The sequence below is a fragment of the Lichenicoccus roseus genome, assembly GCF_005844085.1.
Classification (GTDB): domain Bacteria; phylum Pseudomonadota; class Alphaproteobacteria; order Acetobacterales; family Acetobacteraceae; genus Lichenicoccus; species Lichenicoccus roseus.
In genome coordinates, this window is sequence record NZ_VCDI01000008.1 from 57069 (window position 1) to 78019 (window position 20951).

The 20951-nt window shown below is 62.5% G+C and carries 19 protein-coding genes and 1 pseudogene; 10 read left to right on the plus strand and 10 right to left on the minus strand.

The window, feature by feature from the left end; genetic code table 11:
- Positions 1–2 precede the first annotated feature (2 nt).
- Both FE263_RS18220 and FE263_RS18225 read left to right on the plus strand, forming a co-directional pair.
- Entirely contained in the window at positions 3–683 is a 681-nt protein-coding gene (locus FE263_RS18220; protein ID WP_138327569.1) for a response regulator transcription factor, read from the plus strand.
- Positions 676–2061 (plus strand): sensor histidine kinase, encoded by a 1386-nt coding sequence (locus FE263_RS18225; RefSeq protein WP_138327467.1) that lies wholly within the window; start codon positions 676–678, stop codon positions 2059–2061. Before FE263_RS18220 ends, FE263_RS18225 begins: the two co-directional genes overlap by 8 nt.
- 1063 nt (positions 2062–3124) lie before the next feature.
- On the opposite strand, the gene FE263_RS18230 is transcribed toward FE263_RS18225, so the two are convergent.
- The 3 genes from FE263_RS18230 to FE263_RS18240 are packed head-to-tail and all read right to left on the minus strand — an operon-like array spanning position 3125 to position 4409.
- Positions 3125–3688: an RNA polymerase sigma factor gene (locus FE263_RS18230; protein ID WP_205880441.1), complete on the minus strand. Its 564-nt coding sequence runs from the start codon at positions 3686–3688 to the stop codon at positions 3125–3127.
- The gene (locus tag FE263_RS18235) at positions 3685–4128 is read right to left on the minus strand and encodes a periplasmic heavy metal sensor (protein WP_138327469.1); all 444 of its coding nucleotides are present in this window, start codon (positions 4126–4128) and stop codon (positions 3685–3687) included. Before FE263_RS18235 ends, FE263_RS18230 begins: the two co-directional genes overlap by 4 nt.
- A complete protein-coding gene (locus FE263_RS18240; RefSeq protein ID WP_138327470.1) occupies positions 4125–4409 on the minus strand; it encodes a hypothetical protein in 285 nt (94 codons plus the stop codon). The genes FE263_RS18235 and FE263_RS18240 overlap by 4 nt, the downstream gene beginning before the upstream one ends.
- Positions 4410–4518: 109 nt before the next feature.
- Here FE263_RS18240 and FE263_RS18245 point away from each other — a divergent pair, with 109 nt between their 5' ends.
- The 6 genes from FE263_RS18245 to FE263_RS18270 all read left to right on the plus strand — a co-directional run bounded on the left by FE263_RS18245 (position 4519) and on the right by FE263_RS18270 (position 9783).
- The gene (locus FE263_RS18245; RefSeq protein WP_171034200.1) at positions 4519–4890 is read left to right on the plus strand and encodes a copper resistance protein CopC; all 372 of its coding nucleotides are present in this window, start codon (positions 4519–4521) and stop codon (positions 4888–4890) included.
- Positions 4887–5795 (plus strand): copper homeostasis membrane protein CopD, encoded by a 909-nt coding sequence (gene copD, locus FE263_RS18250; RefSeq protein WP_138327472.1) that lies wholly within the window; start codon positions 4887–4889, stop codon positions 5793–5795. The genes FE263_RS18245 and copD overlap by 4 nt, the downstream gene beginning before the upstream one ends.
- Before the next feature lie 89 nt (positions 5796–5884).
- Positions 5885–7768 carry a copper resistance system multicopper oxidase gene (locus FE263_RS18255; protein ID WP_138327570.1) on the plus strand — a complete coding sequence of 628 codons (1884 nt, stop codon included), beginning with the start codon at positions 5885–5887 and terminating at the stop codon, positions 7766–7768.
- Complete coding sequence (locus tag FE263_RS18260; protein ID WP_138327473.1) at positions 7765–8565, plus strand: copper resistance protein B; 801 nt, start codon at positions 7765–7767, stop codon at positions 8563–8565. The genes FE263_RS18255 and FE263_RS18260 overlap by 4 nt, the downstream gene beginning before the upstream one ends.
- A gap of 74 nt (positions 8566–8639) precedes the next feature.
- Positions 8640–8963 (plus strand): hypothetical protein, encoded by a 324-nt coding sequence (locus FE263_RS18265; RefSeq protein ID WP_138327474.1) that lies wholly within the window; start codon positions 8640–8642, stop codon positions 8961–8963.
- Positions 8964–9480: 517 nt separating this feature from the next.
- Positions 9481–9783: a hypothetical protein gene (locus FE263_RS18270; RefSeq protein ID WP_138327475.1), complete on the plus strand. Its 303-nt coding sequence runs from the start codon at positions 9481–9483 to the stop codon at positions 9781–9783.
- A 99-nt stretch (positions 9784–9882) separates the two neighbouring features.
- Here FE263_RS18270 and FE263_RS18275 read toward each other — a convergent pair whose 3' ends face one another.
- A complete protein-coding gene (locus FE263_RS18275; protein ID WP_171034201.1) occupies positions 9883–11121 on the minus strand; it encodes a carbohydrate porin in 1239 nt (412 codons plus the stop codon).
- Positions 11122–11870: 749 nt separating this feature from the next.
- On the opposite strand from FE263_RS18275, the gene FE263_RS18280 reads away from it, so the two are divergent.
- Positions 11871–12149, plus strand: coding sequence for a metal/formaldehyde-sensitive transcriptional repressor (locus FE263_RS18280; protein WP_138327477.1), 279 nt, complete (start codon positions 11871–11873; stop codon positions 12147–12149).
- A gap of 10 nt (positions 12150–12159) precedes the next feature.
- Positions 12160–13434 carry a CDF family Co(II)/Ni(II) efflux transporter DmeF gene (gene dmeF / locus FE263_RS18285; protein WP_138327478.1) on the plus strand — a complete coding sequence of 425 codons (1275 nt, stop codon included), beginning with the start codon at positions 12160–12162 and terminating at the stop codon, positions 13432–13434.
- A 41-nt stretch (positions 13435–13475) separates the two neighbouring features.
- Here the strand turns inward: dmeF and FE263_RS18290 are convergent.
- From FE263_RS18290 to FE263_RS18315, 6 genes and pseudogenes are all read right to left on the minus strand, one after another.
- Positions 13476–16649, minus strand: a pseudogene (locus FE263_RS18290) (efflux RND transporter permease subunit).
- Complete coding sequence (locus FE263_RS18295) at positions 16646–18025, minus strand: efflux RND transporter periplasmic adaptor subunit (protein ID WP_138327479.1); 1380 nt, start codon at positions 18023–18025, stop codon at positions 16646–16648. The pseudogene FE263_RS18290 and the gene FE263_RS18295 overlap by 4 nt, the downstream one beginning before the upstream one ends.
- Positions 18025–19278 carry a TolC family protein gene (locus FE263_RS18300; RefSeq protein WP_138327480.1) on the minus strand — a complete coding sequence of 418 codons (1254 nt, stop codon included), beginning with the start codon at positions 19276–19278 and terminating at the stop codon, positions 18025–18027. The genes FE263_RS18295 and FE263_RS18300 overlap by 1 nt, the downstream gene beginning before the upstream one ends.
- A 1-nt stretch (position 19279) precedes the next feature.
- Positions 19280–19681: a FixH family protein gene (locus FE263_RS18305; protein WP_138327481.1), complete on the minus strand. Its 402-nt coding sequence runs from the start codon at positions 19679–19681 to the stop codon at positions 19280–19282.
- A 100-nt stretch (positions 19682–19781) separates the two neighbouring features.
- Positions 19782–20141, minus strand: coding sequence for a hypothetical protein (locus FE263_RS18310; protein WP_138327482.1), 360 nt, complete (start codon positions 20139–20141; stop codon positions 19782–19784).
- A gap of 434 nt (positions 20142–20575) precedes the next feature.
- Positions 20576–20950, minus strand: coding sequence for a TPM domain-containing protein (locus tag FE263_RS18315; RefSeq protein ID WP_240759930.1), 375 nt, complete (start codon positions 20948–20950; stop codon positions 20576–20578).
- Between the last annotated feature and the right edge of the window lies 1 nt (position 20951).

A 20951-nucleotide genomic window follows, 5' to 3' on the forward strand; every position in this document is an offset into this window, starting at 1 on the left:
CTATGCGCCTGCTCCTAATTGAGGACGATGCCGAGACCGCCGCCTTCATCGACGAGGCGCTGCGTGGCCAGGCGCACGAGCTGCAGCTCGCCGTCGATGGCCGGGACGGGCTGATTTGCGCGGTGGGCGGCGGCTGGGAAGTGATCATCGTCGATCGCATGCTGCCGGCGCTGGACGGCCTGTCCATCGTGCGGACCCTGCGCGCCACAGGCAGCCAGGTGCCGGTGCTGTTTCTCACCACGCTGGACGGGATCGACGACCGCGTCGAGGGATTGAATGCCGGTGCCGACGATTACCTCGTCAAGCCGTTCGCAATGGCAGAGCTGATCGCACGCATCGCGGCGCTTGGGCGACGCCGAGAGCGCACCAGCACCGTCACACATTTGCGTGTTGCCGACCTGGAAATGGACCTGCTGGACCGGTCGGTGCGACGCGCGGCAGAGCCGGTCATGCTGCAGCCGCGCGAGTTCCGCCTGCTCGAACACCTGATGCGTCACGAAGGCGAGGTGCTGACGCGGACGATGCTGCTGGAGCGGGTCTGGGATTTCCATTTTGACCCCAACACGAACATTGTTGAAAGTCATGTCAGCCGGCTGCGTGACAAGCTTGGCCGACATCGTCCGGAGTTGATTCACACCGTGCGTGGATCCGGCTACATGTTGCGAGCACCGGATCGTGTCTGACACCACCGCCGAGGCGGTCGCGGGCCGCGGCCGGGCACGACGGCTGATCGGTAGCTCGTTGTTCCGGCTGATGCTGCTCTATGCCGGATTGTTCAGCCTGTCGGTGATGGTGCTGTTCGTCGTCATCGGCATCACCACCGATGGCTTCATGACGCGCCAGATCGACGCGACCGTCGCCAACGAAGTCGCCGAGGTACGCGCCGATGCCGGTGGAGACGATCCGGTCCGTCTGCGGGATGTTGTGCACGGGCTGGTCCAGACCTCGCCCGGCTTCTACTACCTGCTTCAGGATCGCACCGGACACGTGCTGGCGGGCAACATGAGCGCGATCCATCCGACGCCCGGGCAGCGCAGCCTCGAGCGATCACATCGCCAATATGCCAGCGCGCGCGACGCACCGCTTCTCGGCGATGGCGTCATCCTGCCAGACGGCAGCTACCTGTTCGTCGGCAGCAGTGCTGGGGCCCGGCGGGAGATGCGGCTCTCTCTGCTGCGCGCCTTCGCCTGGAGCCTCGGCATCATCGTAATGCTGGGCTTGGGTGGAGGATTGCTAATGAGCATGCTCGTGCTGCGCCGGATCGAGGCGATCAGCCGGGCGATCCGCACGATCATGGGCGGCAACCTCTCGCAGCGCATACCGGTCGGTGGATCCGACGACGAGTTCGACCATCTTTCCGACGGACTGAACAGGATGCTGGACCGGATCGAGACCCTGGTCGGCAGCATGCGGCAGATCTCGAATGATATCGCGCACGACTTACGTACGCCGCTGACCCGGCTAAGGCAGCGGCTGGAACTCGCGCATCGGGATGCAACAGGCGCTTTGGCTGAGCAGCTAGACGCGGCCCTCACTTATCTCGACGGCATTCTGGCCACCTTCACTTCGCTGTTGCGCATCTCACAGATCGAAGCCCGCATCCGGGAGGAGGACTTTACCGACGTGGCATTGACACCCCTAGTGCAGACCCTCATCGAGGCATACGGGCCCACAGCTGAAGCACAGCAGCAGACGCTGACCGCCGATCTACGTGACGACCTAATGGTGCGCGGCGATAGCCATCTTCTGACCCAGCTTCTGGCAAACCTGGTCGAGAACGCACTTCGCCACACGCCGGTCGGAAGCCACGTCAGCATCGGCGGCACACGCTGCACCGGGGGTATTGTCGTGACCGTTGCCGATGACGGTCCTGGAATACCGGCTGACCAGCACGATTTCGTGCTTGGGCGCTTCGCCCGGCTCGATGCTAGCCGAAGCACGCCCGGCAGCGGGCTCGGCCTTAGTCTTGTTAAGGCGGTTGCCGGACTGCACGGTGCGAGCCTGGAGCTGATGGACAATCAACCTGGCTTGTTGTGTCAGTTGCTGTTTCGCAAGCCATGACTTTTAGTAGCAGCCTTTTGCTGCGGGTATCGGCGACAAAGACGCTTTGAAGATGTGGCCCAATACAATTTTCTTGTCCTTGACGGAAAAGACGGCTCGTTGACTTACGACACGTTCAAGACGGGGAGCGACCATCTTGCCTCAGAACATGTCCGCGCAAAACTTACGCTGGCGTTGAAAATAGAGTTGTGGTGCATCGACCACACGGTCAAGGCAATATGATTCCGCGGTAGAACCGTTGGTCTTGCCTGTCGGTGTATTTGCCATTTGGGGCTGTCAATATCCACCGCGCACCTGTCCCCATTGGAGGAAAGCGACTACTTGCTGGCCCTCTTTTCGAAAAAGCATGCTTGAATTACGCGGTGTCAGTTTGATCAATCATGCAACCTTAGGCTGGGATTTGACAAGTCAAAGCTCCCGCTCCGGAGCTTGTCGATGCCGATATGCCGGATCTACATTTTTGATCCTCTGGGAAAGTTCGATGAAACCGCATCACAAGAATGTTGCGACGACGAGCCGCCCTTGCTTTGGGGGGCAAGCTTCGGGTGGAAGGAAAGCTCGTCGTGGTCTGGTAGTTACCTGCGAAGATCATGCGAGCGGGGTCCGGGTGAGCAAGCATCAGCTCTGAAACTAGAAGGTAGGTTTTGTCATCTCCGTAAGCTGTTGCCACTGGGCCGTGCCCGCTCCAAACCGTAGCGCCGCCTGCCTTCGTGCTAGCTCGCCCCAGATAGCTGTTGCTAATCTATTCCGAAGACGCATTGACAGTGCTTGTGCCATCTATACCGGCCTCAACACTCACAAGGATCTAGATCCAGGAGCTCATCACCGTTTGACCCCATCAGTCTGAAATGGCTAGAAATGCTGTAGCCGGAGCGCCACCTTACGGACAGATCATCAACATGGCCATGCAAACTCGTCATCCCGGTCCATGCTGGCGCCCCGACTTCGGGTGGCCTGTAACAAATATTGCAAAAGAGTCTTTTGTGTTCGTATCAAAGATACTGCAATGCTCGGGTTCCAATAGTATAGATATTTGAAGTGTATACCTTCTTGAGTAGCTAGTTTAACGTCCGTGGATCGGCTTGTCGCTCATGAGTCCGGCTAGCCTCTGTTTAGCGCGGTAGATCCGCATTTCCACCGCTTTAACTGAGATGCCGAGCTGCTTGGCGGCGTCCAGGTGGCTCTTACCGCTGAATGTCGTCAGAAGAAGCGCTTCCTTGTAAGCCGGCGGCAGCGCCGCGACTTCACGTTCAAGCCGAGCCAAGCGCTCGGTGTTCGGATCGGCGGTTGCAGCGGCCTGAGCCGATGCTGCTTCGGCAGGCTGTTCCCGTTCGAACCTGGTGAGGAAGAGCCGCCGGACCAGACCACGACGTCCGAAGTCGCGGCACTTGTTGAGGGTGATCCTTTGCAGCCAGGCGGCAAAGGACCGGCGCTCGTCATAGCGCTGCAATCCCATCCAGGCGGCGACGAATGCATCCTGGAGGACATCGGAGGCATCGTCCGCATTGCCGACGTAGCGGCGGCAGAACCGGTAAAGCGGCTCCTTATACCGCCGGACGAGAACTTCAAATGCTTGTCTGTCTCCGGTCCTAGCCAGTGCGGCTAGTGCCTCGTCACTATCTTTCACGAGGTAGGCGATGTGAGCGCCCTGGCCACCAGGACATCGAACTGGTGTGCTTGCTCGGGCGTCATGACCGCGCGCATCGCGAAGACGTGGCGAATGGTGTCCTCCTGCAGGGCGCCCATCGCAGCGTGGAAGCGGCTCACCGCTTCCTGCGCCTTCCGTCCGTAGGCGTGCTGCGCGCCAATCGCTTCGGCCAGATCAGCATTGGCGGACTGCATCTCGACCTGCCGCGCCTTGCGTAGAACAGCGAAGTGCGTTTCCAGGACGGCCAGCTGGCGATCCTGATCAGCGGTCAGGTGGATCTGGCGGTGGACGATGACGTCCAGTCCGGCCGGAGCCTGTACCTGGTGCAGGCCGAGGTGGACGCCAACCCATCCTCCCAAGCCGGCTGCCATCGCGGTCAGCACGATGATGACAAAGCTGATGCGGCCCAGTCGATTCAAAATTGGAAGCCTAGCAGGGTAGAGGGAGCGAGCCCGGCGGCTTCCGAGGAGATCTGGACCAGCGACGAAGTGGACGGCCGCGCCCGCGCGAGCGCCACTCCGATCGTTGTGCTGGCCCCCAGAGCGACAACCAGCGCCAGGGTCTGGAGACGCATAGTAAGCACCTCGACGCGATGCGAATGCTGCAGCACCTCGATCCTGCACCAGATTGCCTCTTCCAGACCTGGAGGCGGCACGTCGCCCACGCAACCGGTGAGCTCCGCCAAGTCATGTTCCAGCATGATCGTACTCCTCCCGCCCATCACATACGCATCACGGTCGTCCTTCCCTCGCGAGGGTTCTGGCAACTCGCTGCGTAGTGGTTATGCAACCCGTCGGGAAGAGCTACCCTTGTCTAAAATCCATCGCTCCCATCGCCATCTGCTCACCATTTGCGCATTCCTTGCGGGACTTATCCTGGCACCGGCGGCTGAGGCTCATGCTCACCTAATGGTCAGCCATCCGGTGGCGGATGCCACCGGTGGTCCTCCGGGAGACATCGAGCTCCGGTTCAGCGAGGCACCTCTAGCGATGTTGTCCAGCATAGAGCTGCGGACGGCAACGGGTGAAGACATCCCGGTCTCGTCCAAGGACATGGGTAAGAACATGCTTGTCGTCGTCCCGCAGCGCCCGCTCAAGAGCGGCAGCTACACGGTGAAGTGGCACGTCGTGACGGCCGATACGCACCGCACCCAAGGGACGTTCGCGTTTATAGTTCGATGAGCCTCTCGCAGACTGTGCTCGTTCTTGCCCGCACAGCTCAGTATGCTGGGACGTCCGGCCTGTTTGGCGGAGGCTTCTTTCTGGCTCGTCAGCATCCCGACCTGCCCACTATCGGCGAACGTCGTCTGCTCGTTTTTTGTGGGCTAATGTTAGTGGCTGCGACGATGGCCGCACTGGTTCTACAGGCGGCGGACATGGCTGGCGGTGCTGACCCAGCCATGATGGCGATGGTGATGACGTCAACATCCTTTGGGCACGCTGCCGTCAGTCGTCTTATCGTCGTCGCTACGGCACTGCTCCTGCTCCTGAACCAGCCGAGCAGCCTTCGACTCTGGTTGGTGACCGTTCTTGGTGCTGTGGCGACGACGAGCCTGGCCTGGGGCGGTCACGGCATGAGTGGCGACGGCACCGCCGGCCTCGTCCACTTCGCGGCCGATATCATCCACCTGCTGGCTGCCGCCATCTGGATCGGGGCGCTCGGCATCCTCACGATGATGGTGATGGATCACCTCGCGAGGACCAGCGGCAGCCCTGCACGTCGCCTCGATCGGGCTTTGTCAGGCTTCTCGGGAGTGGGCACCGCGGCGGTCGCCCTTCTGATCCTCTCCGGCCTGATCAATAGCTGGTTCCTGGTCGGGCCGAACCATCTTTGGGGCCTGTTCACGACGCTCTACGGGAGGCTCCTGCTGATTAAGCTCGCCTTGTTCATGGTGATGCTCGGCTTGGCCGCCTTGCACCGCTGGCGGCTGACGCCTCGGCTGCAAACTGCCGCACAGGGGGGCGCCGACATCCGGGACGGGGTGATAGAGATCCGGCGCAGCATTGCCCTGGAGACGGTCAGTGCGGTGCTGGTTTTGGGACTGGTGGCATGGTTCGGCACCCTGGCCCCGCCCGACGATGGCTGAGCCGCCAAACGCCGCGATCCACGATGAATGCACGAGCTGTGACCCCGACCGCTGGGTCGTTCTTAACTTTGGACGATGGGACGATGACCATGGACTTCCGATCCGCATCGAAGCACGGCGTGATGAGCCGCCGACGCTTCGTCCAGGGCTCCGTCCTCAGCGGGGCAGCCCTGGCAACGCTTGGCGGCAGAGCATGGGGGATGAAGGTTCCCGGCTCCGTAGAAGCGCTGTCCGGCACCAGTTTCGACCTCGCGATCGGCAGCGTGCCGGTTAACCTGACCGGTCGTCCGGCCGTCGCGACTGGCGTAAACGGCTTGGTCCCTGGACCGATGCTGCGCTGGCGCCAGGGCGACACCGTCGTGTTGAATGTCAGAAACACGCTCGCAGTGCCGAGCTCGATCCACTGGCATGGCATCCGCTCTCCAGCCGACATGGACGGGGTTCCAGCGCTGAGCTTCCGCGGCATCATGCCCGGCGAGACCTTTACCTACCGCATCCCGCTGCATCAAAGCGGCACCTACTGGTATCATAGTCACTCCGCTTTCCAAGAGCAGACCGGTCTGTATGGCGCGATCGTCGTGGAGCCGAAGGCCGGCTATGCGCAGCGTTTCGATCGTGATCACGTCGTGCTGCTGTCGGACTGGAGTGACAGCAGCCCGGAAGAGATCGTCAGCAATCTCAAGATGCAGAACGACTACTACAATTTCCATGAGCGCGACGCTGGCACTTTCCTTGCGGATGCTCGCCGTGAGGGGTTAGGCGCCACTATTGGTGACCGGCTGATGTGGGGCCGCATGCGCATGAGCGCCGCCGACATCGCCGACGTCACCGGCGCAACTTACACCTACCTGTTTAACGGCGCGCCACCGAATACCAACTGGACTGGCCTGTTCCGGCTGGGCGAGCGGGTAAGGCTACGTTTCATCAACGGCTCGTCGATGAGCTTTTTCGACGTCCGCATACCCGGTCTGAAAATGACTGTGGTCGCCGCCGACGGCAACGACGTTGAGCCGGTGCCGATAGACGAGTTCCGCATCGGCGTTGCCGAGACCTATGACGTCATCGTGGAGCCGACCGCGGAGACGTATACCATCTTTGCCCAGAGCGAGGACCGCACCGGTTTCGCCCGTGGCACGCTAGCCACCCGCACCGGCCTCGCGGCGCCGATCCCGCCGATGGATCCTCGGCCAATCCGCTCCATGACCGACATGGGGATGGGCAACATGAAGATGGATAGCGGCAGGGGCGGCATGGATACGAACAAGAGCGCCGGAAAACCCGCATCGTCCAACTCCAGCAGCGACATGGCCGGGATGAAGGGCATGGCCATGAGCGGCCAAACCAGCAAGCTCGAACCGTCTGGCTCTGCGAGCGAGATGGCCGGCATGAACAGCATGGATATGAGCGGCGGCGGCGGCATGGCCGGCATGGACATGAGCAGCGGCATGAAGGCCAGTCCGGAAGCAGGCAAGCTGCGCGGCGGCATCGCGGTCGATAACGTGGCGATGGACCCGATCAACCGGCTTGGCGACCCGGGCGACGGGCTGCGCGGCAACGGACGGCGCGTGCTGACCTACAACGACTTGCGCGCGACCATCCCTGGGGCCGACCCACGACCGCCTTCTCGCGACATCACGCTGCACCTGACCGGCAACATGCAGCGCTACATGTGGGGCTTCGACGGCAAGAAGTTCTCCCAGGCCGAGCCGATCCGGCTGGCACGCGGCGAGCGGGTCCGTTTCACGCTCATCAACGACACCATGATGGAGCATCCGATCCATTTACACGGACTGTGGAGCGAGCTGGAGAACGGACAGGGGGAGTACCGGCCCTACAAGCACACTGTCATCGTTCAGCCTGGCGAGAAGCTGAGCTACCTGGTCACCGCGGACTCGCCCGGCATGTGGGCGTATCACTGCCACCTGCTCTATCACATGGAGATGGGCATGTTCCGCACCGTGGTGGTGGCATGATCCGCCGCACGGGGCACGGGCTGCGACCGGTCGTCGCCGGCAGCGCCGCGTTGCTCGCAGCGGCAGGGTCGTCTGCTCTAGCCCAGCAGACGCCGGCCAACCTGCAGGACGCGGTGCGCCTCGCACCCCTCGAATATGTTGGTGGCATGCAGCCGGTAATGGACAATTCCATCTTCGCCCATGTGCTGCTCGATCAGTTCGAGGACCGTGCCGCCGGCAACGGCCAGCAATTCCGCTACGACGGTCAGGGCTGGATCGGCACCGACACCGACAAGCTGTGGGTCAAGTCGGAAGGCACGGTCGGCACGCATGGACAATTCATCGACGGCGATCACGAACTGCTCTACGACCGGGCGATCTCGACCTACTTCGATCTGCAAGGCGGGGTGCGCATGGATCTTGACAGCGGCCCCACCCGGACCTGGGCCGCCCTTGGCGTGCAGGGCTTGTCGCTTTATTTCTTCGATCTCGAAGCAACCGGCTATGTTAGCGATCGCGGGCGCACGGCCGCTCGTCTCTATGCCTCCTACGATTTGCTGATTACCAACCGACTGGTTCTGCAACCGCAAGCGGAAATGAACCTCTACAGCAAGGTTGATCCAGGGCGCGGGGTTGGATCCGGCCTGTCCGATATCGATGCCGGCCTCCGCCTGCGCTACGAGTTCACCCGCAAGCTCGCACCCTATGTCGGTGTCACCTACACTGGGTATTTCGGGCAGGCGCAGCGGTTCGCCCGCGCCGACGGAGAGCGCGTTCAGGACATCCGCTTCACCTTCGGTTTGCGCTCCTGGTTCTAAGCCCGGGGTCACCGTAGTCGGTCGGCACCCTAGCCAGGCTCCCTTCTCCCGCCTTCGTCACAAGGAACAAGACAATGGTAAATTTCACAGGCTCGCTCCGTGTCGCCTGCGTAGCCCTGCTCGGCATGACGCCCCTGGCCTACGGTCAGCAAACACAAAGCCCGGGCATGCCTAAAATGACAGGCGGTCAGATGCAAGGTATGAGCGAAATGCAGAACTGCAAGATGGGTGGCATGGACATGCAGGCCATGATGAAGCACTGCGCGCGGATGCATCAGAGCATGAGCCAGGGCAAGCAGATGTCACCCAAGATGCGGACGATGATGGCGCAATGCAATCGGATGGACTCCGGAATGAAGACAGACACCCAAGCTCCGGCAGCGACGGGGGATCGCTGAAGCGCTGGACCCAGCGACCAAAAAAGGGCAGCGAGCCTGCTCTCGCGTCCTAAGGAGCCGGCTCTCCGGACGGCATGGACACAGATGGCATGCAGATAGTCGCCACTTAACAGCGTTGCCGAGGCCCGATCGACTCCATGCAGCATATCTTGTCGAAGATTGGTGAACCGTCATGACTGGGCTAGCCTTTGTAGGAGGGCTGCTTTTCGCGCCCGTAGCAGCGTCTGGGTGCAGCGAGCCAATCACGCCAGTATTTGAGGTCACCCTTGGCATCGAGCCGGCAGCTGTCTCATCTGACCTGAATATCGCAGACTTGGCTACAATGGCAGCGAGAACTCGCGCTTCGCTTAGACATCCAGCTTACGGATACTATATCGGTACTTTCGGCTACATACTTAATGTCACTGACCAAGACACGGTTTCCACTCCATGTCCGCACGATGTGAAAGTCCATGTCCTCATGGGACTTGCCGGCAGGCATATCGAAATTGCACAAGAATTAAGAAGGATGCCCTGCATGTATTCTTTGTACTTGCAGCATTATAACAAACACGCGGCCAGCGATGTAGCTGTTATCGTGGACTACCAAGCCCGCGTGGCTCGCGCACTTCGCTCCATGAAAGTTTCGATCCAGGCGAGTTCAGCCAGACCTGAGGATCAGATCTATCGTTCGGTGCGTGACACGATTGACCGGACGTTAGAGCCAATGACACCAGATCGTAAAGCGGTGTCTAAAGAAGTAGATAACCCCTCTGAAGTCAAAGACCTTGAACGAGGTTGCAGTCATGGCGCCAGTGCGGATGCGCTAGAGCCTATATGATGGCCGTGTGGCCAAGCGCGACGTTGACGGTCCTCGTCTTGCTGATAGGTTGCGCTGTCCCAGACTGGAAGATCGACGCCTTTGCTTTGATGCCGATCATCACAACGTGACTACCAACCGCAGGCCAAGCATGAATGCATCGCCAACATTGCGCGCAGGCTTGACCGGGTCTAAAACTTCGCCAGAAGGATTGAACACGTATTGAAGGTCAGGCTGTATCAACCACCACGCTGCAGCCTGGTATTCGTAGGTCAGCTCGAGAACGCCCTCACTACTACGTATTGGGGTCCGGGCTCCCGAGTAGAATTGACGATCGCCATCCAGGTGCCCCGCCACAGGGCTGATTCGTGAAACGGAGACGCCTACGGCGGCTGTGTCATTGTTACGACCTGGCACAAGACCCTTATAGGTTAGCCCGCCGTCAGCAAAGAAGCTGATTGGATTCCGATCCTCTGGCGCACCCATTACTCGAAAGAAGATAGCAGCGCCCTGATTTATTGTGCCCGGCTCCCGATAAATGAGCTGATCGACCATCCCATAGACGCTATAGTCGCCGTTAAGCGCGCGTGGCTGTCCACTCGCAAGCGGATTGGCGAGGGATCGACCTGTATTGTCAAATTGTTGGCTAAAGGTTCCTTGCGACTCAAACCAAGCGCCAACCTTGTAGCTTCCTGGCAAGCCGGTAGGATGAGTGCTGCCGTTGATGATGTATTGGGCCTCGGCGATCGCAAATATGCCATCGTTCAGCCGGAAGGCGGTGCCCGAAGCGTCGCGAAGCTGCGGATCTCCAGGGCCTGGGCCAGCTGGATTGCCGTTGTAGATTCCAGCCATCACAGTGAGGGGACTGCTGACAGACCAGCGGGCCCTTACACCGGGCGTAGCCAAAGGATAGATGGGTCCGCTTCCCGGAACATCCTGGGAAGGCAATTCTGGCCATCCGAAGGAAGTCGAGTTCATCAACGAGCTGCTGTATTGACTGTTCAGGAACTCCTGGTCCGCGGCGAGCTGACCCACGCGCACGTCAAGCTTACCGCCTGCTAATCCCTGCTGGTAAAAAAGCTCGAAGAGTTTCGTCCCCCGGGTCGCTTCAATGCTCCTCACGTTGTTTAGATTACCGATGTTGTTGGTCGACAGCCCACGGCCGTGGATCTGGAACGCGCTGAAGTTGATCACGCCGTTCTCGATGCCAATCAGTCTGGCCAAGTCCAGCCCCATACTGGCCTCGGTCAACCCCTCATAGATTGCTCCCTGTTGTATTCCTCCGGTCGGATTACCCAGAACCTCGCTGGTCTCAAGAAGGCCGAACGAGATGCCGCGACCTGCCAACCCTGAACGCAAGCCCCCAAAATCCCCGAGGAGATTGGGGCGGTCCCACAGCTCGGTCGCCGGAGGAGCCGCTGGGGGAGGCGTCGATGCCGGGCCGGGCGTTGGTGAGCTTCGCGTGGCTGGTGTGGCGGCATTTGGCGGCATCTGTGGAGCCGGCTGTGCCCAGGATGTCGATGAGCATGCGACCACGCCGATCCAAACCAGACTCGCTTTTCTGACGCCTTCGTACATCGGCCTTGCCGTCCTTGTCCCTCTTCAGGCGTCACATCGTCCAGCCTTCTGCTGCTGAGGCCGAGACCGCCACAACAGCTCAGGGCTGGAAATACAGCATTTCGGAACCGGCGGAACGTTTGTAGTCAGCCAGCACTTGAAGGGGCAGTACTAGCGTCCGTCGCCGAATGGCTGTCGGTTTTGTCGAAGTCCTCTCCTTTGAGCAGCAGCTCCTCCCGTTGGTGTTCGCGACCGCGTAGGCTAATTGGTCTATCAGACTGCGCTGGGCAGGGTGGCCGAGGCCTTGCCATATCGGGAGTAGGCATTCAGCGTAGCCTCCGCCTCCTTGCCGGATATCGAGACGGTATCGATACCGGTAGGTCCGAGGACTTTAGTCACGCCATCCTGGGCCTCCGCGACTCTGGCGCGCCGCTTGCGGCAAATTCCTAGGGCCGCCTTGAACACGACGACCGGCGAGCCCAGGGGTGAGCATCGATCTCGGGATCTACTGGGACTTGTTTACCCTGCCCCCCTATGCTATTTGATCCGGCGTGACTCACACCGTTCGCGAAAAGCAGAAGCTGCTGGCGCGCGTGCGTCGCATGAAGGGCCAGGTCGAGGCGATCGAGCGGGCTCTCGAGCGCGAGGCGGGCTGCGAACAGGTCATGCACCTGATCGCCGGCGTCCGGGGCGCGATGGCCGGGCTCATGGCCGAAGTGGTCGAGGACCACGTCCGTACGCACCTGGTGGACCCTGACAAGCACCCTGGGGCGCTGAATGCCGAGGCGGTACAGCAGCTGCTCGACGTCGTCCGTACCTACCTGAAATGAGAGACTAATCATGGACGGCTCAATCGCTCCCGCCGGCTTCCCTTGCCCTCCGATCGGTCACAATCATGTCTTTCTTGGGGCCGGGCACGAGCAATCAGAACGCCGGACCTGGTGGGTCATCGCCCTTTGCGGCGCGATGATGGTGCTGGAAATCGTGGGCGGCCTCGCCTTCGGCTCGATCGCCCTTGTTGCCGACGGGCTGCACATGAGCACCCATGCGGGCGCCCTACTGCTGGCCGCCCTCGCCTACACCTGCGCTCGCAAATACGCGCACGATGGTCGGTTCACCTTCGGGACCGGCAAGCTGGGTGACCTAGCGGGTTTCACCAGTGCAATCGTGCTGGCGATGATCGCGCTGCTGATCGGCTACGAGGCCGTCACCAGGCTGTTTGCGCCCGTTCCCATCCATTTCGCTGAGGCAATCCCGATTGCGGCCCTTGGCCTCGCCGTCAATGTCGCCAGCGTTTGGCTGCTGAATGGGGGTGGCCACCACCATCATGGGCACGGCCATGGCCACGACGACGACCATGCTGGCGACCATACGGCTCATGACGAGGAGCATCGCATTACCACTCCTGAGGGCGTTCTGACCCTCAGCGTGTTCGAGGATGGCGTGCCGCCAGTGTTCCGGCTGCGTCCGCAGCTAGGTCAGTTGGTTACTGCTGGCGTAACCGTCGAGACGGTGCGTCCGGACGGCACGCACCAACTCTACTCCATGCAGGACCGGGGCGGCTGGTTGGAGAGCTTCGAGGCGATCCCGGAGCCGCACCAGTTCACCGCTCATGTGCAGGTCGGCAGCGGCGAGTATCAGGTCTCGTTTGAGGAGCACGACCATGGCCACGATGGGCACGGGGCTGCACACCGGGACAACAACATGCGGGCGGCCGTTATCCACGTTGTCGCCGACGCTGCGGTTTCCGTCCTGGTCATTGTCGGACTGCTGCTCGCTCGCGCATTTGGCTGGCTATGGATGGACCCTCTGGCCGGCATCATCGGCGCCTGCGTGATCGCGAGCTGGTCCTACGGGCTGGCCCGCGACACGGGCGCCATCCTGCTCGACATGGTACCAGACCAGCGCGTTGCAGGCGGTGTGCGTCAGGTGGTTGAGGCGGAGGGCGACCGTTTGGCCGACCTCCATCTTTGGCGGCTTGGGCCAGGGCATCTTGGAGCTATCGTCTCGGTCGCAACCAGGACCGCAACGCGCGGGCCGGAGCACTATCATCGGTTGCTCGCCCGCTTTTCAACCTTGTCGCATGTCACGGTTGAGGTGCGACATGCGGATTAACGTTGGCCAGCGCTGTGCCAGGGTCACGCTGCGCAGAACTGTTATCCTGCGCGTAGCACTGGCTGCTTCAGAGCCGGAGCCTTAGCCGTGGTTTGATGCGGGAGATTCCATCCTTTGATTATCGTGTAGATCGCGGGAATGACGAGCAAGGTCAGAATGGTGGACGACACCATTCCACCCACCATTGGGACCGCTATGCGGCGCATTACTTCAGAGCCGGTGCCGCTGCTCCATAGAATCGGCAGCAGCCCGGCCATGATCGCCACGACGGTCATCATCTTCGGACGCACGCGCTCAACGGCGCCGTGCATGATTGCACCGCGCAGATCGGCGCGGCTCAACTGGACGCCATCGATCAGGCGAAGCCGCCTGACATCGGACAGCGCCTGATCGAGGTAGATCAGCATGACCACACCCGTTTCGGCCGCGACACCCGCAAGCGCGATGAAGCCGACCGCCACGGCGACACTCATGTTGTAGCCGAGCCACCACATCAGCCAGGCGCCCCCGACGAGCGCGAACGGCACGGACAGCATGACGATGAAGGTCTCGGTCAGCCGGCCGAAGTTGAGGAACAGCAGCACCATGATCACGACCAGGGTGGCCGGCACCACGACCTTCAGCCTGGCCTCGGCACGCTGAAGATACTCGAACTGGCCACTCCACTCGATGTAATAGCCAGGCGGCATCTTCACCTGCGCCGACACCTTCGCCGCTGCCTCCGCGACATAGCCGCCGAGGTCGCGCCCTTGCAGGTCGATGTAGATGTAGGCGACTGGCTGCGCGTTCTCCGTCCGGATGCTGGGCGGCCCCGTGGTGATGTGAATGCTGGCGACCTGACCCAATGGGATCATGGCGCCACCCGTCGCAGGCACCAGGACCTGGCTTGCGATGGCCTCCGGGTCTTCCCGCAGGCCGCGTGGATACCGCACGTTCACGCCATACCGCTCGCGGCCCTCGACGGTCGTGGTGACCGTCTCGCCGCCGAGAGCCGTCGCCACCACCTGCTCCACGTCCTGCACAGACAGTCCGTAGCGGGCGGCGGCTTCGCGGTCCGGCTCGATCTCGACGTAGTGGCCGCCTTCCAGCCGTTCGGCGAAGGCGCTCGTGGTGCCGGGCACGTCGTGAACGACGCGCTCGACTTCAGTTGCCAGCCGCTCCAGCACATGCAGGTCCGGCCCGAACACCTTCACGCCGACCGGCGTGCGGATACCGGTCGAGAGCATGTCGATGCGCGCCTTGATCGGCATGGTCCAGGCGTTGCTGACGCCAGGAAGCTGCAGGGCGGCGTTCATGTCCGCGATGAGCCCGTCCAGTGTCTTGCCGGCCGGCCACTCGGAGGGCGGCTTCAGGTTGACCACGGTTTCGCTCATCTCGACCGGGGCCGGGTCGGTCGCGGTCATTGCGCGGCCTGCCTTGCCGAAGACGGACTGGACCTCCGGAAACGACTTGATGATCCGGTCCTGCGTTTGCAGCAGCTCGGCCACTTTGGTCACCGAAAGTCCCGGCAGTGTCACCGGCATGAACAGGAGCGTGCCTTCGTTCAGGCTAGGCATGAACTCGCTGCCGAGCTGCATCGCCGGTCAGGCCGTGGCGCCCAGGATCGCGATCGCGGCGATCACGACCAGGGCCGGCACCCGCAGGATGGTCCGGATTAGCGGGCGATAGAGCCAGATCAGCGCGCGGTTGATCGGGTTCTTTGACTCGGGAACGATGCGCCCCCGCACAAAGAACAGCATCAGCACCGGAACGAGCGTTACCGACAGCAGGGCACCCCCTGCCATCGCAAAGGTCTTCGTGTAGGCCAGCGGCTTAAACAGGCGGCCTTCCTGGTCCTCGAGCGCGAACACCGGCAGGAAGGCGGCGACGATCACCAGCAAGCTGAAGAACAGCGACGGGCCTACCTCCTTGGCCGCAGCGATCAATGCAGGGCCGCGCGGCTCACCTGGTCGGAGGCGCTCGACGTGCTTGTGGGCGTTCTCGATCATCACGATCGCCGCATCCACCATTGCCCCGAGAGCGATGGCAATGCCGCCCAGGCTCATGATGTTTGAGCCGATGCCGAGCGCGTGCATGCCAGCAAAGGCGATCAGGATGCCGATCGGAAGGGTCAGAATAGCTACCAGGGCGCTGCGGACGTGCAGCAGAAAGATGACGCATACAGCCGCGACGATCAGGCTTTCTTCAAGCAGCGTGTGCTTGAGCGTGTAGATCGCGCTGTCGATCGGCTGCGAGCGATCGTATACCGTTTTGATCGACACGCCTTCGGGTAGCCCCGGGGTGATCTCCGCCACCTTGGCCTTGATGTTGTCGATGGTGGTCAGCGCGTCCGCACCATCCCGCTTGAGCGCGATGCCGCCGACCACCTCCCCCGTGCCGTTCATCTCGGCAATGCCCCGGCGCTCGTCCGGACCGAGTTCAATGCGGGCCACGTCACGCAGCAGCACCGGCGTGCCCGAGCCGTTCGGATCAGCCTTCAGCACGACCGCCCCGAGATCCTCCATATTCCGCAGGTAGCCGCGACCGCGGACCATGTACTCGGTCTCGCTCATCTCGATCGTCCGGCCGCCAACATCGTTGTTGCTGGCGCGGATCGCGTCCGAGACACGGTCCAGGGAGATGCCAAAGGCTTGCAGCTTTTGGGGGTCAACGACGACCTGATACTGCTTTTCAAAGCCGCCGACGCTCGCCACCTCGGCCACGCCCTTGGCCGTCACCAGGCCGTAGCGCACGATCCAATCCTGAATGCTGCGCAGCTCGGCCAGAGTTTGGTTGGCACCAACGACCACATATTCGTAGACCCAGCCGACGCCGCTTGCGTCAGGCCCCAGAGCGGGCGTGATGCCGGCAGGCAGGCGCTTGGCTGCGAAGTTGAGGTATTCTAAAACACGCGACCGCGCCCAGTAGAGATCGGTGCCGTCGTCGAACACGACATAGACAAACGACACCCCAAAATCCGAGAAGCCGCGCACGACCTTGGCGTGCGGCACGGCGAGCAAAGCCGTGGTGAGGGGATAGGTGACCTGGTCCTCGACCACCTGCGGGGCCTGGCCCGGATACTCGGTATAGACAATGACCTGCGTGTCCGACAGGTCCGGTAGAGCGTCGAGCGGCGTGTTGGCGACAGACCAGACGCCGACGCCCATCATCATCAGAGTGGCAAGCAGCACCAGCATCTTGTTGCGCGCACACAGCTCGATCAAATGGCCGATCATGGCTTGGCTCCCGACTGGCCGGCCTGCGGTGTGTCGACGCTCCCGAACCCCTGGAGGGCTGTCCGCAGGTTGCTTTCAGCGTCGATCAAGAAGTTGGCGCCCACCACGACGCGTTCGCCGGGCTTGACGCCGTCCGTCACCTGCACCCAGCCGTCGCCGTGTATGCCCAACGAGACGGTCCGGGGCTGGAAGCGGCCCCCGCCGGCCACCACCAGAACAACCTGCCGCGTGCCGCTGTCCAGCACCGCGGAGTCCGGCACCGTCACCACTGGCGCACCGGCGGGGGCGGCCTCGATCTGCACGTTCGCAAACATCGCGGCGCGCAGGTTACCGTCGCGATTGGGCAGCACGATGCGCACGCGGACCGTACGCGTGTCGGCCGACAGCGAGGGATAGACGAATTCCACCCGGCCCTCGAAGCCTCGGCCTGGGAAGGCGATGAAGGTGGCACGCGCCACCTGACCCGGCACGATCGCCCCGAGGTCCTGCTCCTGCACCTGCGCTATCAGCCAAAGGCTGGATAAGTCCGCCGTCCGGTAGAGCGCCTCGCCGGCATCGACCCGCATGCCTTCTTGCACCGGCTTGTCGATCACGACACCATCCGCTTGCGCCACGACCGGGATGCGCCGTGTCGAGCGGCTGGACCGGCGCAAACGCGCGATCTCGTCGTCGGGGATGTCCAGCGCGCGCAGCCGTTGGAGCGAGGCTCGGGCGATCGCGCCGCCCATTCGAGCGGCGATCAGGTATTCCTCCTCGGAGGCGACCATGTCGGGCGAGTAGATCTCGGCCAGCATTTGCCCGCGCCTGACCGGATCGCCGTTCGCCGCAACGGCCAGGTGCTCGATCCAGCCCGGCACCCGCGTCGTGACCGTCGCCAGCCGCCGCTCGTCGAACTGGAGGGTCCCAATTGCCCGAATAGTGCGGCTGGCTGGCGGCCGCATTTCGGCGGCTTCGGTACGCACGCCAAGCGTCTGGAGGCGGCCGGGCGTCATCCGGACGGTGCCGGGTGGGTCCTCCTGGCTGCGCTCGTCGGCATAGACCGGGATGTAAGCCATCCCCATGCTGTCGTTCTTGGGCTTAGGCGAGGTGTCCGGCAGACCCATCGGGTTCCGGTAGTAGAGGATGCGATGGTTGCTACCCGGCGGCTTTGCCGGCGCGGGCGATGTCGCTGCAACTGGCGTGACAGGCTGTTGGGCGGCACCGTCGAAGATCGGCTGATAGTCTCGCCCCGCCGAGGTCTTCTTGGGACCGCTCGCGTAGAACGGCTTGCCATCGGGGTCCTGGTAGAAAAGCGGCCGGCGGGGCTGATCGTCAGCTCGGGCGAGGCTGACGATTGCGGTCAATGCGAGTGCCATTGCTAGCAGGAAAGACCGCATCACAGGTCTCCCCCGATCAAGCGCTCGATCGCGGCAAGCTCGACTTGTTCGTCGAGCTGCGCCTGGAGCACGCGGAGCTCGACGTCGTGGGTCTGACGCTCGACGGTGATGGCGCCCGTCAGATCGCCCCGGCCCTGACTGTAATTGATAAGCACCGTTTGGAACGCGGCGCGTGCCTGTGGCATCGCTTCACGCCGCAGGAGCGCCTCCGTCGCGCGCGCGGCCCGCAACCTGGCAAGGCTTTCGGCCAAGGCGCCCTCGATCTCGAGCCGGGTCGCTTCATAGCGTTGCTGGGACGCGCCGAGCTGCGCTGCCGCCTCATCCTGACCGGCTGCCTCACGCCCCCAGGGCACCGGGATATTGAGACCGATTGTGGCGGCGAAGCCAACGGGCCGGTTGTTGGTTTGGAAGAGCGGTCCGCCTCCGATGGTCACGTCCGAATACCAGGCCTTGTCCGCCAAGGTGCTGCGCGTGCGCGCCGCTTCCATCGTGGCGGTGCTGGCGGCCAGGGTCGGATTGGCCGCCCGGGCGCGCTCCACCAGCATTTCCAAGGCGGGCTCTGCGGCTGGGATCGGTCTTGCGCGGATCGCTTGGGAGAGGGGCGCATTCGCGGGACGGCCGACCAGCACGTTAAGGCGGGCGCGCGCAGCCTCATATGCGCCGCCAAGCCTGACATCCTCCAGCTTGGCCGTCGTCTCCTCGCCAAGAGCCTGGATGACAGCGATCTGGTCGCCGCCGCCCTGCGCATAGCGAGCCGATGCGGCAGACCGCATGCGGCGCGCCAATCCGGCGATTTCCCGGTTCACCGCCAGGTCGCGCGCGGTCAGGTCGTATTGCGCGTAGGCAACCTTGATCTTCTCATCCAGCTCGTCCTGCGCCGCGCGCTCGCGGCCGCGGCTGGCATTTACGTCAGCAAGTGCCGCCTCCCGGCGCAAGCTGCGCTTGCCCCAGAGCGGGAACGCCTGGGTCAGCATGACCGTGTGGCCGCTGAAGACGTTCGGGTCTTTGTAGTAGGTGTAGCTGTCCGTGATGGTCGGATCGTCGAGCGTGTCTGCGCCTCCTGCCCTGGCCGAGGCTGCTTCGGTGTCCAAGGCTGCGGCACGCAATGCCGGACTGAGGCTTCGTCCCGCGGTAAGCAGGCCATCGACGGTCGCGCCCAGAGGAACGGCTGTCTGCGCGTGGGCTGAGGCGTACGCAGTCAGGCCGAGAGCCAGCGCAGCGCCAGCCCCCAACAGCACCCAATGGGCAGCCACGTCACGTCACCAGGTCGGCGGTGATCGTACCCCGAACCGTCTCCGGCTCGCCTTGGACCTTGGCCGCCAGATGGATTGCCCAGGTGCCGGTCATGCCCGGCTCCACCTCGAAGCCGTAAACTCCGTCCTTAGCCGCCATCACCGCCCTCACGGGAGCCGTCATCGTCGGCATACCCATCGGCCCCATGTCGGCAGACGTCTGGAAGATGACCGCATCGGGCACAGGCTTGCTGTCGGGAGCGTGGACGAGGCGGACCTGCACGATGTCACGGCCGCCTTGGGGTTGTGGCTTGCCGACCAGCTCGAAACGATAATCATCGGGTTTGGCAAAGGCCGGCAGGGTGTTGAGCGCATAGACGCAGACGAGCGTCAGGGCGCTCGCGAAAAGACGTGAGCAAGTCATCGAAATACCCTTTGTGACCCGCTAATGCACGGCAGGTGCATCGCGGCCAGTAAAAAAATCTGTGTCGATTGAACGCACCTAGAGTGTGCGCCTGTTGGACTCAGATCGTTCGGGGCGGAAGGGGCTCGGGTTTGCGCACGAAATCGGTCAGCTTCGACCAGACCGACCAGTAGTCGACGTCGCTGAAGGATGCGCCGATGTCGACGCTCATGGTCCGAGCAGGCAAGGCAGCGTCGGTGACGCAGCCCATTTGCTTGATGCAGTCCGACGTAATGCCCTTGCACGGCGGCATGGGCTTACCATCCTGCATTCCCGTGTGCGACATCATCATGTCGCAGGGCAAACCCGCCAGCATCATAGGCGCGACGTACTCCGCCGAGCGCGCGAGCTGAGTCGACGTGCTGCCGATGAAGGCAAACGCGATCAGCACGAGCAGGAGCTGGCGCAGTCTGTGGGGCATGAGACCTAACCATACTATCTGGGCCGGACGCGGAAAAGGCGAATGCGAAACACCGCTCAGCGCTCTGAACCCTCCCATCACGGTACGGTAAGTCTGATGTTCCCTTGACCTTCCTATGGTGAGAAGCCCCACGTCTTTCACTGGGCTGGCGGATCGTCGCACTCAGAAGAGCTGTCATAGACCAGCGTCAGCACGGTTACGACGCCGGCCATGGAGATTGCTGCGGTTACGGGACTGAACGCGGGTTGTTAAGCCAACGCAGGGGTGGCGACGGCCGCAAGGAAGGCAGCGATTTGGAGGGTCTTGGGGAAGGTCATAAGTGTCTTCCAGTAGCTGAACACTAGCCAGGTCGGCTCTTTCATCAAGGTCAGCCCTCCCACGATGGGAGGGTCAAGCACGTTCTGCTCCCCGCAGCGGCATTGCTGACGCAGGTGTCAAATCTCCAACAGCTTGTCAGGTAGCTCGTCCCGCTTCAGCGCTCCTGGGGGGAAATGCTCGGCGAGGACTGCGCCGCATCGTGTGACTGCGGCCACGAAGCCATCCGCAGACCGACCTCCCTTGATGGCCACCACCAGAGCGTGAACCGCCTCGGCCCAGACATCCGAGGAGACCTTGTCGTTGATCCCGGCATCGGCGACGACCTCCACATACCGCTCGGACGCCGATACGAAGATGAGCACTCCTGTCCGGTGCTCAGTCTTGTCGATACCCTGTGCAAAGAACTGCCGCATTGCCTCCGCGTGGGCATAGTTGTGTCGGGCTTCGCGAGGCACGATCCTGAACCTGAGGCTCGGCAACGACAGGGCCATC

Bases quoted from the DNA above. Each gene is read 5' to 3' on its own strand.
- FE263_RS18265 (WP_138327474.1), top strand. From the start codon at position 8,640: ATGGTAAATTTCACAGGCTCGCTCCGTGTCGCCTGCGTAGCCCTGCTC.
- FE263_RS18295 (WP_138327479.1), bottom strand. From the start codon at position 18,025: ATGCGGTCTTTCCTGCTAGCAATGGCACTCGCATTGACCGCAATCGTC.
- FE263_RS18260 (WP_138327473.1), top strand. From the start codon at position 7,765: ATGATCCGCCGCACGGGGCACGGGCTGCGACCGGTCGTCGCCGGCAGC.
- FE263_RS18255 (WP_138327570.1), top strand. From the start codon at position 5,885: ATGGACTTCCGATCCGCATCGAAGCACGGCGTGATGAGCCGCCGACGC.
- copD (WP_138327472.1), top strand. From the start codon at position 4,887: ATGAGCCTCTCGCAGACTGTGCTCGTTCTTGCCCGCACAGCTCAGTAT.
- dmeF (WP_138327478.1), top strand. From the start codon at position 12,160: ATGGACGGCTCAATCGCTCCCGCCGGCTTCCCTTGCCCTCCGATCGGT.
- FE263_RS18310 (WP_138327482.1), bottom strand. From the start codon at position 20,141: ATGCCCCACAGACTGCGCCAGCTCCTGCTCGTGCTGATCGCGTTTGCC.
- FE263_RS18315 (WP_240759930.1), bottom strand. From the start codon at position 20,950: ATGGCCCTGTCGTTGCCGAGCCTCAGGTTCAGGATCGTGCCTCGCGAA.
- FE263_RS18220 (WP_138327569.1), top strand. From the start codon at position 3: ATGCGCCTGCTCCTAATTGAGGACGATGCCGAGACCGCCGCCTTCATC.
- FE263_RS18270 (WP_138327475.1), top strand. From the start codon at position 9,481: ATGTATTCTTTGTACTTGCAGCATTATAACAAACACGCGGCCAGCGAT.
- FE263_RS18305 (WP_138327481.1), bottom strand. From the start codon at position 19,681: ATGACTTGCTCACGTCTTTTCGCGAGCGCCCTGACGCTCGTCTGCGTC.
- FE263_RS18240 (WP_138327470.1), bottom strand. From the start codon at position 4,409: ATGCTGGAACATGACTTGGCGGAGCTCACCGGTTGCGTGGGCGACGTG.